At 75.5% G+C, this 13,300-nt stretch carries 8 protein-coding genes; 4 read left to right on the forward strand and 4 right to left on the reverse strand.

All coding sequences use genetic code 11. The features are described from left to right. The first annotated feature begins 213 nt into the window (after positions 1–213). The gene (locus ABZW32_RS07150; protein WP_356212325.1) at positions 214–2,322 is read left to right on the forward strand and encodes a SpoIIE family protein phosphatase; all 2,109 of its coding nucleotides are present in this window, start codon (positions 214–216) and stop codon (positions 2,320–2,322) included. Positions 2,323–2,333: 11 nt separating this feature from the next. Here ABZW32_RS07150 and ABZW32_RS07155 read toward each other — a convergent pair whose 3' ends face one another. The 3 genes from ABZW32_RS07155 to ABZW32_RS07165 form a co-directional block, all read right to left on the reverse strand. Next, positions 2,334–3,512, reverse strand: coding sequence for a PP2C family protein-serine/threonine phosphatase (locus ABZW32_RS07155; protein WP_356212328.1), 1,179 nt, complete (start codon positions 3,510–3,512; stop codon positions 2,334–2,336). 95 nt (positions 3,513–3,607) lie between these two features. Further along, entirely contained in the window at positions 3,608–5,677 is a 2,070-nt protein-coding gene (locus tag ABZW32_RS07160) for a prolyl oligopeptidase family serine peptidase (protein ID WP_356212331.1), read from the reverse strand. Positions 5,678–5,848: 171 nt separating this feature from the next. Next, positions 5,849–6,781 (reverse strand): oxidoreductase, encoded by a 933-nt coding sequence (locus tag ABZW32_RS07165; RefSeq protein WP_356212333.1) that lies wholly within the window; start codon positions 6,779–6,781, stop codon positions 5,849–5,851. A gap of 81 nt (positions 6,782–6,862) precedes the next feature. Here ABZW32_RS07165 and ABZW32_RS07170 point away from each other — a divergent pair, with 81 nt between their 5' ends. The 3 genes from ABZW32_RS07170 (at position 6,863) to ABZW32_RS07180 (ending at position 9,908) form a co-directional block, all read left to right on the forward strand. Further along, positions 6,863–7,873, forward strand: a complete 1,011-nt coding sequence (locus ABZW32_RS07170) for a DUF5937 family protein (RefSeq protein ID WP_356212336.1) — start codon at positions 6,863–6,865, stop codon at positions 7,871–7,873. A 77-nt stretch (positions 7,874–7,950) separates the two neighbouring features. Beyond that, positions 7,951–8,559 (forward strand): TetR/AcrR family transcriptional regulator, encoded by a 609-nt coding sequence (locus ABZW32_RS07175; RefSeq protein ID WP_356212339.1) that lies wholly within the window; start codon positions 7,951–7,953, stop codon positions 8,557–8,559. Next, positions 8,556–9,908: an MFS transporter gene (locus tag ABZW32_RS07180; RefSeq protein ID WP_356212342.1), complete on the forward strand. Its 1,353-nt coding sequence runs from the start codon at positions 8,556–8,558 to the stop codon at positions 9,906–9,908. Before ABZW32_RS07175 ends, ABZW32_RS07180 begins: the two co-directional genes overlap by 4 nt. Positions 9,909–9,962: 54 nt before the next feature. Here ABZW32_RS07180 and ABZW32_RS07185 read toward each other — a convergent pair whose 3' ends face one another. Then, a complete protein-coding gene (locus ABZW32_RS07185) occupies positions 9,963–13,202 on the reverse strand; it encodes a TIM-barrel domain-containing protein (protein WP_356212345.1) in 3,240 nt (1,079 codons plus the stop codon). Positions 13,203–13,300 lie beyond the last annotated feature (98 nt).

Consider the following 13,300-nt stretch of genomic DNA (forward strand, 5'->3'; position numbering starts at 1 on the left):
GTTGACCACGCTGTCGACGATCATGCGGCGCACGTGGGACGGGAAGAGGGTCGCGTAGACCCCGCCCCACGCCCCCGCCCACGCCCCGGCCCCCCGGCCCCAGGACCGGCACGCTCCGCTGCCGCCCCGGCACCCCCGGTACCCGGCACGGGTCGCAGGGGCGGGAGCGGGGACGCAGCATGGAAGGAGGTCCGTCCGGGTGAGGAGGCCTGCATGACCGATGGGCAGCCCGCTCCCCACGCCCCGCGCGCCGGGGTACGGCGCGGGGCGGTGAGGTCCGCGCCGGCCGGGTCCGTGGCCGCGGGCGCCCTGCTCGACGTCCTCGGCGTGGCCGCCATCGTCCTGGACGCCGCCGGCCGGATCACCCTGTGGAGCCCGCAGGCGGCCACCCTGTTCGGATACACGGCCGAGGAGGCCCTCGGCCGGTACGCGGCGGCGCTGCTGGTCGCGGACGAGAACCGCGAGGAGGTGCTGGGGCTGTTCGCCCGGGTCATGGCGGGCGGGGACTCGGGCTCGTGGGCGGGGGTGTTCCCCGTACGCCACCGGAACGGCCGTACCGTGCTGGTGGAGTTCCGCAACATGCGGCTGCAGGCCGACAACGGCCGGCTCTTCGCGCTGGGCCTCGCCTCCGAGCAGGCCACCCTGCGGCGGGTCGAGCGGGACCTGGCCCTGTCCCTGCGCCTGGTCGACCAGTCCCCCCTCGGGCTGGCCGTCCTGGACACCGATCTGCGCTTCGTGCTGGTCAACCCGGCGCTGGAGCGCATCAACGGCGTCTCCGCCAAGCGGCACCTGGGGAAGCGGATCGCCGAGATCCTGCCCTTCCTCGACGCCTCGGCCATCGAGGAGCGGATGCGCGAGGTCATGGCGACCGGCGTACCCGTGCTGGACGAGTTCACCACCGGCCGGGTCGCCACGGACGACGACGGCGAGCGCGCCTGGCTGGTGTCGCTCTACCGGCTGGACGACCAGGCGCACCGGGTGATCGGCGTCGCCGTGTCCGTGATGGACGTGACGGAGCAGCACCGTACGGCCGTGTCCGCCGCACACGCCCGGCGGCGCCTGTCCCTGATCGCGGACGCCTCCGTCCGCATCGGGACCACCCTCGACCTGGACATCACCGCCCGGGAACTCGCCGACGTCGCCGTCCCGGAGGTCGCGGACATCGCCGCCGTCGACGTCCTCGACACGGCCCTGACGGGTCTGCGGCCGGGCGGGGACACGGGCGACCTGGGCGTACGGTTCCGGGCGCTGGCGGTGAAGTCCGCCTACCGCACCCCCGCCGAGGCCGCCGCCGACCCCGTCGGGGACGTCGCCCTGTACGGGCCCGCCCGGCTGGTCTCCCGCTGTGCCCGCACCGGCCGGCCCGTCCTCGTACCGCACGTGCTGCCCGAGGACCTGCCCCGGATCGCCCGCGACGAGGACGCGGCCCGGCTGCTCGGCGAGGCGGGGCTGCACTCGTACCTGGCGGTGCCGCTCATCGCCCGGGGTCAGGTCCTGGGCGCCCTGGACCTCAAGCGGGCGCGCAACTCCGCGCCGTTCGGACCGGACGACGTGCTGCTCGCCTCGGAGCTCGCGGCCCACGCGGCGGTGTCCATCGACAACGCGCGCTGGTTCCAGCGCCAGCGGCACGCCGCCCTCACCCTCCAGCAGCACCTGCTCCCCCAGTCCCCGCCGGCGGCCCCGGGCCTGGACATCGCCTACCGGTACCAGCCCGCGGGGGCCGCCGACGACACCGGCGGCGACTGGTTCGACGTCATCCCCCTCACCGGGGAGCGCACCGCGCTGGTGGTCGGTGACGTGATGGGCAGCGGCATCAACGCAGCCGCCACCATGGGACAGCTGCGGGCCACCGCCCGCGCCCTGGGACGCCTGGGTCTGGACCCGGCGACGGTCCTGACCCACCTGGACGCGGCGACCGCCGACCTCGGCGAGGCGATGGCCACCTGCGTCTACGCCGTCTACGACCCGCACACCCGGCTGTGCCTGTTCTCCACCGCCGGTCACCTGCCCCCGGTCCACCTGCGCGGGGGTCGCCACCCGCAGCTCCTGCGCCTGAAGTCGGCGGTCCCGCTGGGCGTCGGCGGCATCCCGTTCTTCACGACCTCGCTGACCCTGGCGCCCGGGGACGAGCTGGTGCTGTACACCGACGGGCTGGTCGAGACCCGCGACCAGGACATCGACACCCGGCTGCTGACCCTCACCGACCTCCTGGCCGGCCCGCACCGCCCCATCGAGGAGACCTGCGACCTGCTCCTGTCCGCCCTGCGCCGCCCCGACACCCACGACGACGTCGCCCTCCTGATCGCCCGTGCCCTCTCCTGACGGGGCCCGGATCAGGGCTGCGGGGAGCGGGAGCGGATGCGGGCCGCGAGGACGGCGACGTCGTCCTCGGCGTGGAGGGCGTCCAGGCCGCCGACGACCGCGTCCGCGGCTTCGGCGATAGAGGCGCCGCCCGGCAGCCGCAGGGCGGTGAGGCGGGCCAGGGAGGTGTCGATGTCCTCGCCCCGGCGTTCGATCAGCCCGTCGGTGTACAGCAGGAGGGTCTCGTCGGGGCCCAGGGGGTGGGCGGCGGACTCGTAGCCGCCGAGGCCGGTGCCCAGCGGGGGACCGACGGGGACGTCGAGGAGCCGGCCCGTGCCGTCGGCGGCGAAGACGGCGGGCGGCAGGTGGCCGGCGCTGGCGTAGACCGCGGTCCCGCGGGCGGGGTCGACCCGGACCAGGAGGCAGGTCGCGGGGCGCCGCCCGGCGTCCTCGGAGACCACGACGTCGAGCTGGCGCAGCACCCGGTGGGGGGCCAGGTCGGTGGAGGCGACCTCGCGCAGGGTGGAGCGGTAGGCGTTCATGTCGACGGCGGCGTCCAGGCCGTGGCCCATGACGTCCCCGACGACCAGCAGGGTCCGCCCGTAGTGCAGGCGCACGGTCTCGTACCAGTCGCCGCCGACGAGCGCGCTCGGCCCGACGGGCAGGTAGCGGCCCGCGATGAGGAGGTTGGGGTGCGGCCGGCCTGGGTCCGAGACCAGGGCCCGCTGGAGGTCGAGCGCGACGCTCTCGGTGGCGGCGAGGCGCCGGGCGTGCCGGACGTGGACGGCGGCGACCCGCGCCGCGAAGTGCAGGGCGGCGGCCTCCCCGTCGGTGAAGGCCGCGCCGGTGCGCGCCACGAGGAGGATCCCGTACGAGGTGCCGTGGCGGGCGAGCTCGACGGACAGGCCGTGCACCGGGGGGCCGCCCGGCCGCAGCGTCCAGCTGCGCAGCGGGTGGCCGGCGTCGACCGCCCGGACGGCGGCGCCCGCTCCGGGGCCCGGGGGCCGCAGCAGGCCTGCGGCACCGGCCTGGGCCACCCGCTCGACGCGGCCGGCCTCGCCGGTCAGGTCGACGGCCACCGCGTCGCAGAGGGTGCGGAAGAGGAAGGCGGCGAGTTCCCGGCAGGTGGTGTGCTCGTCGTCGGTCGTGCCGATCGCTTCGAGGGTCTCGTCCGGTGCCGGGACCCACGCGCGGCTGTCGCGATCCGACACGGTGCCTCCGCCCGCCGGGCGGCCCCGTGCGGGCCGCCGGTGGTTCCATTCCACCAGCCCCGGCGCGCCGGGCGGGGCAGCGCGCCGGACGGCCTTCACCTGCGCGGGGTCAGCCGCTCCCACAGGAAGGTGTGCACGAGGGCCTCGTTGAAGGCGGTCTGCCGGTGGTCGGTGGCGCCGCCGTGGCCGCCGCCGAGGTGCTCGTGGAAGAGGACCGGGTGGCCGAGTTCGCGCAGCCGGGCGGCGGCCTTGCGGGCGTGGCCGGGGTGGACGCGGTCGTCGCGGGTGGAGGTGAGCAGGAGCAGCGGCGGGTACGCGGGGCCGTCCGCGCGCATCCGGTGGTACGGGGAGATGTGCTCCAGGTGGGGCCGGTCGGCCGGGTCGTCGGGGTCGCCGTACTCGGCGGTCCAGCTGGCTCCGGCGAGGAGCTTGTGGAAGCGGAGCATGTCCAGCAGGGGCACGTGGGCGACGACCGCGCCGAACAGCTCGGGGTCGCGGGTGAGCATGGCGCCCATCAGCAGGCCGCCGTTGCTGCCGCCCTCGATGCCCAGCTGGGCGGGGGTGGTGATGCCGCGGGCGGTGAGGTCGCGGGCGACGGCGGCGAAGTCCTCGAAGGCGCGGACGCGGTTGGCGCCGAGGGCGGCCTGGTGCCAGGCGGGTCCGTACTCGCGGCCGCCGCGGATGCCGGCGACCACGTAGGTCCCGCCGCGCGCGAGCCAGGCCCGGCCGGTGACGGCGCTGTACTGCGGGACCATGGAGATCTCGAAGCCGCCGTACCCGTAGAGCAGGGCGGGGCCCGGGCCGGGGCGTTCCTGGGGGCCGATGACGAAGTAGGGCACCCGGGTGCCGTCGGCGGAGGTGGCGAAGTACTGGCTCACGGCCAGGCCGGCGGTGTCGAAGAGCGCGGGTCCCCGCTTGACGGCCTCTCCCCCGTCGGCCGCTCCGGCGGTGCCCCGGTGCAGGGTGGAGGGCTGGAGGAAGCCGGTGACGTTCAGGAAGTACTCGTCGCTCTCGTCCGGGTCGGTGCACACGACGGAGGCCGTGGACAGCGGCGGTACGCCGGCGAGCGGGGCGCGGGTCCAGCCGTCGGGGCCGGGGGTGAGGAGCTCCAGGCGGGAGGAGACGTCGGCGCGGGTGGTGAGGAGGAGGTGGTTGCGGGTCCAGCTGTGGCCGCCGAGCGCGGTGTGCGCGTCGGGGGTGAACAGCACGTCGGGCTCGCGGTCGCCGGCCCGGAAGGCGTCGAGGCCGAAGGCGAGGAGGCTGCCGGGGGCGTGGCCGAGCCAGGGCGAGCGGGGGGTCACCAGCAGCCACCGGCGGTGGACGGAGGCGACGGCGTCGTCGGGCACGTCGATCTTCTCGGGCGGACCGTCGGGGTCCGCCGGGAGGAGGAACAGCTCCTGGTTCCAGAAGTCGATCTGGCGGGAGAGGAAGTCCCGTTCGAAGCCGGGCGTGTGGTCGCGCCAGCCGGAGGCGGAGAGGTCCGAGGGCCGGCCCTCGTAGACGGTCTCGGCGGACGCGACGGGCGTACCGCGGCGCCAGCGGCGGACCTGGAGGGGGTAGCCGGAGGGGGACATGGATCCGGGGCCGAAGTCGGTACCGATCCACACGTGGTCGTGGTCGATCCAGCCGATCCGGGTCTTGGCCTCCTCGACGGCGAAGCCGCCGTCGACGAAGCGGAGGTCCTCCAGGTCGAACTCGCGCACCACGCAGGCGTCGGCGCCGTCCCGGGACAGCATGACGAGGGCGTGGCGGTGTCCGGGGGCGAGTACCGCGCTGCCGGCCCAGGCCCACTTCTCGCCCTCGGCCTCGGCGAGGGCGTCCAGGTCCAGGACGGTCTCCCAGGCCGGGTCGTCGGTGCGGTACTCCTCCAGGGTGGTGCGCCGCCAGACGCCGCGCAGGCGGTCGGCGTCCTGCCAGAAGTTGTAGAGGTGCGGGCCGCGCCGGACGACGTACGGGATGCGCCCGTCGTCGTCGAGGACCTCGCGCACCTCGCGTTCCAGCACCTTGAAGTCGGTGCCGGTGGTCAGCGCGTCGACGGTCTCGGCGTTGCGCTCACGGACCCAGGCGAGGGCGGCCTCGCCGGACACGTCCTCCAGCCAGAGGTACGGGTCGTGGTCGTGGGGACCGGAGGGCTCGTGGGCCGCGCCGGGGGCTTCGTCGCTCATCCGTCGATTGTGCCGGACGGGCCCGTCCGCCCGGCGCGGAACCCGGCCGGGACCCGGCGCGGGCGAGGGCCCGGTCGGTGCGGCAACCCTGCCGGGCGCGGGCCGGGTGTCCCGGAGGGGGTCCGCCCGTGCCGCGCCCGTACCCGCGCCCCTGCCCGGGTGTCCCGGCGGTCAGGCCCCGCCGGTGCGGCGGTGGACGGCGTCCAGGGTGGTCAGTTCCGCGTCCGTCAGGCGCAGGGCTCCGGCGGCCACGTTGGCGGCGAGGTGGTCGGGGTTGCCGGTGCCGGGGATGGCGAGGACGTGCGGGCCGCGCCGCAGGGTCCAGGCCAGCCGGACCTGTGCGGGGCTCGCGTCGTGCGCACGGGCCACGGCGAGCAGTTCCTCGTCCTCCGAGCCGCTCGCGCCGCCCTCGCGGCCGGTGGTGGCGATGGAGTAGAAGGGCACGAAGGCGATGCCCTCCTCGCCGCAGAAGCGGACGAACTCGTCCTGGTCGGGCCGCATCCCGATGCCGTACGGGTTCTGCACGCACACCACCGGGGCCACGGACCGGGCCTCCGCGAGCTGTTCGGGGGTGACGTTGGAGACGCCGAGGTGACGGATGAGCCCGGCCTCGCGCAGCTCCGCCAGGACTCCGAAGCGCTCGGCGACCGCGGTGGCGCCGCCCGGTATCCCGGAGACGCGCAGGTTCACCAGGTCGAGGTGGTCGCGGCCGAGCTGGCGGAGGTTCTCCTCGACCTGGCCGCGCAGCTCGCGGGGGCCGGCGTGCTCCGTCCACTCCCCCGACGCCCCGCGGGCGGGGCCCACCTTCGTGGCGATGACCAGGTCCTCGGGGTAGGGGCCGCCGAGGGCGCTGTTGATCAGCTCGTTGGCGGAGCGGAGCGGGGAGAAGTAGAAGGCGGCGGTGTCGATGTGGTTGACGCCGAGTTCGACAGCGCGGCGCAGGACGGCGAGGGCCCGGTCACGGTCGCTGGAGGCGGCACCGGCGTGCAGGGCCGCACCGTTCTGGGGGATGCGCATCGCTCCGAAGCCGATGCGGTTGACCTCCAGGTCGCCGAGCTTCCAGGTCCCCGAGGCGGCGGCGGTGATCGTTTCAGTGGTCGTCATGCCGGAATGATCCATCAGCCGGTACGCTCGCCGCCACGGATTCACACATGCGTGAATCAGCGGGGAGGCAGGGGCTTCTTGATGCGGCGCGAGGGGCCGGGCGGGCCGGTCAGGCTGGCGTTCTCCGCCGGCGACCTGGCACAGATGCGCTTCGCCGTCTCCCCGATGTGGGAGGTCGGGACGAGCATGCGGTTGCTGAGGTCCGGGGCCGTCCATCCCGTGCACGGCCCGTGGACCGCACAGGTCCGGCCGCGGCTGGCGGCGGCCGGGCTGGACCGGGGATGGCTGGCCGAGCTGGTCGCGCCGAAGGGCTTCGTACCGGACTTCCTGAACCCCGCGCCCGACGGGCCCGCCCCGACCCTGGAGCAGGAGCTGGCCCGCGTCAGGGCCGCGCCCGCGGCCGCGGTGCGCCGGGACCTGGACCGGTTGGCCCGGGAACAGGGGCGGCTCGGTCCCCGGTCGCGGGCCCTGTACGCGGATCCGCAGGGGCGGCTGGCCCGGGTGGCGGAGGAGGTCGAGCAGTACTGGGAGCTGGCTCTGGGCCCGTACTGGGCGCAGATCCGCACCGTGCTCGACGCGGACGTCTTCCACCGTTCCCGGCAGGTGGCCGAGCAGGGCGCCGCCCGTCTCCTCAACGACCTGCACCCCTCGCTGAGCTGGTCCGGCAACGCGCTGCGGTTGGCGCTGCGGCAGCGTTCCCTGTCCCGCGGGACTGCGGGGTCCGGGCTGGTGCTGATCCCGTCGGCCTTCACCGGGCCGGTGCCGCTGACCCGGGTGGCGCCGCCGGAGCCGCCGCAACTGGCCTATCCGGCGCGGGGGACGGGCGGGCTGTGGGCGTCCCGTCCGGCCGTTGCCGGCAGCGCCCTGACCGCCGTGCTGGGCCGTTCGCGGGCCCGGCTGCTGGCGGAGCTGGACACTCCGGCCTCCACCACGGAGCTGGCGGCCCGGACGGGCCTCTCGCCGGGCGGGGTGTCCCAGTACCTGACGGCGCTGCGTGACGCGGGCCTGGTCAGCGCCCACCGCGCGGGCCGCTCGGTCCTCTACGCCCGTACGGCGGTGGGTCAGTCGCTGCTCACGGCGGGCTCCGCCTGAAGGTTCCGGATCCGCCCGCCCCGGCGGACAACGGAGCACCAGTAGACACTGTCTACGCCGACTGGTAGACAGTGTCCATGGATGAGAGCCCGCTGCGCGAGCGGCTGATCGACGTCGGTGTGGAGATGGTCACGGCGGAGGGGACGGCCGCCCTCGGGCTGCGGGGGATCGCCCGGCGGGCCGGGGTGTCGCACGGGGCTCCCCGGCGGTACTTCCCCACCCACCAGGCCCTGTTGTCGGCCATCGCCCGGCGCGGGTTCGCCGATCTCGGGGCCCGGTTCGCGGCGGCCGGCGCCGGGGAGGCCGCGCCGAGGGAGCGGGTGCGCGCGCTGGCGACGGTGTACGTGGCCTACGCCCTGGAGCAGCGCGGGATGTTCGAGCTGATGTTCCGCCACGACCTGCTGGACAGCACCGGGCAGGAGGGCTCCGAGGGGCCGCGGCTGCGGGAGTCGACGCGGCCGCTGTTCGCGATGTTCGTGGGGCTCGTGTCCCGGTGCGGGGCGGCCGATCCGGAGGTGACGACCGCCGCGCTGTGGGCGAACCTGCACGGGGTGGCCCAGCTGTGGGGGGCGGGCAGCCTGCCCCTGGTGCTCGGGGACGCGGCGGACGGCACGGACCCGGGGGCGTACGTCGCCCGGCTCGTCGGCGCCGCGATCGACGCGCACCTCGGGGCGGACCCCTCGTGAGGCCGGCGGTAGCGCTGCTGGCCGGCGCCGCCGGGGCGGCGCTCGTGGCCCTCGACGGCACCGTGCTGATCGTGGTGCAGCCCGCCCTGCGCCGCGATCTGGGGGCGAGCGCCGCCCAGGTGCAGTGGACCAGCACCGCCTACCTGCTCACCGTCGCCGCCTTCCTGGTGATCGCCGGACGGCTCGGGGACCGGTACGGGCACCCCCGGCTGCTGCTGACGGGCTCGCTCGGCTTCGCCGCCGCCTCGGCGGGGATCGCGCTGGCCCCCGGAGTCGGCTGGGTGATCGCGCTGCGCGCCGTCCAGGGGCTGTTCGGGGCGCTTTTGCAGCCCGCGACGCTGGCCCTGCTGCGGGTCGCGTACCCGCGGGAGCGGCTGGGGTCGGCGGTCGCCGTGCGGACCGCCGCGATCGCGGTGGCCGCCGCGGCGGGGCCGCTGATCGGCGGGGTCCTGGTCGCCCGGACGGACTGGCGGGCGGTGTTCGTCCTCAACGTGCCCGTCGCGCTGGCCATCGCGGTGCTGACCTCGGCCCTGCGGGTCCCGCCGCCCGCGCGCGACGGCGCCGGTGGCGGCCGGCCGGTGGCGGCTGCGCCCGCCCTGCTCGCGGCGGCGCTCGGGGCCTGCGTGTACGCGCTGTCCGGCGTACCGGAGCACGGCTGGACGGGGGCGCCGACGCTGCTCGGCTGCGCGGCGGCCGTGGGGCTCGGGGCGCTGTTCGTCCGGGGCGAGCGGCGCGGGGAGCGCCCGCTGGTGCCGGCCGCGGTGGCGCGGTCGAGGCCGGTGGCGGCGTCGATGGCCCTGCTGATGGCGGTCTCCGCCGGGATGTTCGGGGCGCTGTTCACGGCCACGTTCCTGCTCCAGGACGTACGGGGGCTCGGTCCGCTGGAGACCGGGGTGCGGGTGCTGCCGCTGACCGCGCTGATGGTGGCGGGGGCGCCGGTGGCGGCCCGGGCCGTACGCCGGTACGGGCCGCGGGCGACGGCGCTGACCGGGACGGGGCTGGTGGTGGGCGGGATCGCCGGCCTGGGCTCGGGCGGGCCGGTGGCGTTCGGGGTGCTGGGCGCGGGTTTCGGCACGGTGATGGTCACGGCCACCGGGACCGTGGTCGGGGACGCTCCGCCCGGGTACGCGGGGGTGGTGGGCGGGCTCAAGCAGACGGCCGCGAACGTCGGCCCGACGCTGGGGATCGCGGTCGCCGCGGGCGCCGGGGCGGCGGGCTCGGGGCCGGACGCGGGGGCCGCGCTGCCGGTGCTGGCCGGGCTGGCCGCCACGGGTCTGGCCGCGGCGGCGCTGCTGCCGGGCCGGACACCCGTGGGGGAGGTGTCCGACCCGGCGGGGGTCACGGGGTGAGGCTCCGGCGCCGGAGGGGGCTCACGGGGGTGAGGGTCCGGCGCCGGAGGGGGCTCACGGAGTGAAGGTCCAGCGCTGGGCGGGGGTGCCTGCGCAGGCGGCGCGGGTGAGGGCGGTGCCGTCGGCGGTGCCGGATCCGGCCGGGGTCAGGCACTGGCCGCCCGTACGGAGACTGCCGTCCGGGCCGGGCTGCCAGCTCTGGCCGGGGGTGCCGGCGCAGCTCTGGACGGTGACCGCGGCGGGGTCGGTGCCGTCGAGGCAGACCCCGGCGAGGCCGGTGAGGCGGCCGTCCGGCTGGAGGGTCCAGCGCTGGTTCGGGCCGCCGTGGCAGGCGTACAGGGTGGGCCGCGTCCCGGGGGCGGTGGCGCTGTGCGGGAGGTCCAGACAGCTCGTGGAGGCCGAGTTGACGAGGGTGGCGTCGGCGGGCAGCGGCGTCGGCCGGCCCGTGAGGGTGAGTTCGGCGGCGCTGGTCCACGGGCCGCGCCCGCCCGCTTCGGTCAGGGCCCGCAGGCGCAGGTAGCGGCCCGTTCTGGGGGCGAGGGGGACGGTTTTGGCGGCCGGGGTGTCCGCGAGGGTGCCGGTGGCGGCCGGGGTGCCCCAGTCGGCGGTGGTGTCGGAGACGTAGACCTCGTACCCGCCGATCCGGCCGTTGACCCCGCCGTCCTGCCGCGGGAGGTAGCCGAGGGAGTCGACGGTGTACCGGGCGCCGAGGTCGATGCGGATCTCGTGCGGGAGGGCCGCCGGCTTGCCGGAGGACCAGGCCGTGTGCCAGATCGTGGACGGGTCGCCGTCGAAGGCGTTGCGGGCCGCGCCGTTCTCGGCGGCGGTCTCCTGGCTGTCGGCGGAGACCAGGCTCCAGGCCGTCTGCGGGACGGGCGCGGAGCCGGTGGGGATCGGGTCCGCCGCGGGGACGGCCGTACCGGTGGCGGTCACGGTGAACGCGCCGCTCTTCGTGCCCGTCTTGACCCACAGGACGCCGGAGCGGTCGGCGGGGTCGAAGAACCAGCCGGTGGCGGCGGAGTCGTAGGCGGCCTTCGAGGCGAGGCGGGGCAGTGCGCTCCCGTCCACGGTGAGCGCCGCGGGGGCGGAGGCCACGTGGAGGGTGAACTCGTATCCCCGCGAGGCCTGTTGTCCGGCGTAGGAGCCGGTGGGTGCGCCGACGGAGACGGTGACCGTGCCGGAGCCGGTGGTGGGCGCGGTGACGTCCACGCGCTGGCGGGCGTAGGCGCCGGACTCGAACGCGCGGGTGCGGCCGTCGTCCTCGTAGAGGCTGAAGGTGGAGTTCCCGCGCGGGTGGACGTCGTAGGTGAGGGTGGAGACGGGCTTCTCCCCCGTGTGGTTCATCTGCGGCCACATCGGGACGACGGCGCCGCCCTTGACGAAGAGGGGGAGGGTGTCGAGGGGGGCCCGGTAGCCGTTCAGCCAGCCCGGTCCGGCGTACGTCTTCCCCGTCCAGTAGTCGGTCCAGGTCCCGGCGGGCAGGTAGATGCCGTCACGGACGGAGGTGTCGGAGACGACGGGGGCGACGAGGAAGGAGTCCCCGGCCATGAACTGGCCGCTGGTGAGGTTCCCGCGGGCGACAGGGTCGTCGGGGTACTCCAGGACCATGGCGCGGGTGCTGGGGACGCCGGTGTCGTGGGCGGTCCGGCTCATCGTGTAGAGGTAGGGCATCAGCCGCATCTTGAGCTGGAGGTACTTGCGGTTGACGGACAGGTACGGCTCGGCGAAGCGCCAGGGCTGCTTGTCCTGGTAGCCGGCCGACGGGTTGGTGGCGCCCCATCCCGACATGGTCATGAAGGCGGGGGTGAAGGCCTTCCACTGGAGGTCGCGGACGTAGGTCTGGGGGCTGCCGCCGAAGATGCCGTCGACGTCGCCGGAGGCGTAGTTGAGGGCGGACAGGCCCGCTCCGGCGATGGCGGGGACGTGCCAGCGCATGGCGTCCCAGGTGCCGCTGGTGTCACCGGTCCAGACGACGGCGTTGCGCTGGGTTCCGGCCCAGCCGTCGACGGTCCACACGTAGCGGCGGGCGTCGGAGTTCTTCTCGATGCCGTCGACGGCCTGCTGGACGCCGTTGAAGGCGTACTTGTAGCCGCCGCCGATCCAGGCCACGTCGGTCTTGACGCCCCGGCTGCCGGCCGTGCCCACCTCGTCGGCGATCGAGCCCAGGCCGGTGGAGGTCCACAGGCCGGTCTGGAAGCCCTTGGCCTTCAGGGCGTCGACGGTGGACTTGAGGGGGGCCGTGTAGCCGCAGCCGTAGCCGTCGTTGGGCAGGAACCAGCCCGAGGGCATGTCGGCGGCGCGGGCGTCGGCGGCGTAGCCGGCCACGTCGGCCGTGGTCTGGTGGCGGAGGCGGTTGTGGTCGCCCTGGTAGTCCGGGTTCGAGGCGTTGAAGCAGTCGGCGTTGCCGAGCTCGAAGCCCCAGGCCGGGGCCAGGAAGGGTTTGCCGCTGACGTCGGTGTACGCGTCGAGGACGGACTTGAGGGAGTCGCCGGTGAAGTACCAGGCGTCGAAGCGGTTCTCGTCGTGGGTCAGGGTGGTGGGGGCGTTGAAGGCGTACGAGCCCGGGGCCCAGGTGTTGCGCATGACGCCGTAGCGGTTGGTGGACATGTAGAAGGGGGCGGGGCTGGCGTTGTCGTTCTCGCGCCACTTGTTGTCGACGGCGACGGGGACGGTCTTGCCGCGCAGCGCCCACTCGCCGAGGCGCAGCCCGGTGCCGTAGAACTGCTCGTCGGCGCCGCGGGCCAGGTACTGGGTCGTGTGGCCGCCGCCCCAGCTGGTGGGCTGGGTCTCCTCCCAGACGGGGGTGGAGTCGTCGGCTCGGTAGACGGAGAAGCGCAGGGGCGATTTGTTGACGTGGATGGACAGGCCGCCGGTGGTGATCCGGTAGTACGTGCCCGCGTCGGTGGAGGAGGCGGCGACGGGGCCGAAGTCGGTGGTGGGAGCGAGGTCGGAGCCGGCCGGATCGTCGGAGAAGGAGCCGTCGGGGGACAGCCAGAGCCGGAAGATGTCGGCACGGGCGACGACCACGCGGGCCTTCGCGCCGCTGGTGGTGCTGACGGTGAAGGTGCCGCCCGCCTGCGCGAGGCCGGTGACGGAACCGGCCGTGGAGACCGGGGCGGCGGGTGCGGACGCGGATAACGGGCCCGTCGCGGCGCGGGCGGTGGCGGGACCGGCGGCGGCGAGTCCGGCGACCGCGAGGGCCGCGGCGAGCAGGGCCGCGAGCGGGGACCTGCGGGCTGTACGGGGTGTGCGGGCGGGGCGGCGGGGCCGGGGTGGTGGGTCGATGACACTCATCGGGCAGCTCCTCGTGCGGTCCGGGTCGCGGACACACCGCTTTGGCATGCTCTCGGCAAGATAGCGGACCCCGGTGGCGTTTTTGAAGGAAGCTGCTC

The organism is Streptomyces sp. NPDC004667, from assembly GCF_040609475.1.
Taxonomy (GTDB): domain Bacteria; phylum Actinomycetota; class Actinomycetes; order Streptomycetales; family Streptomycetaceae; genus Streptomyces.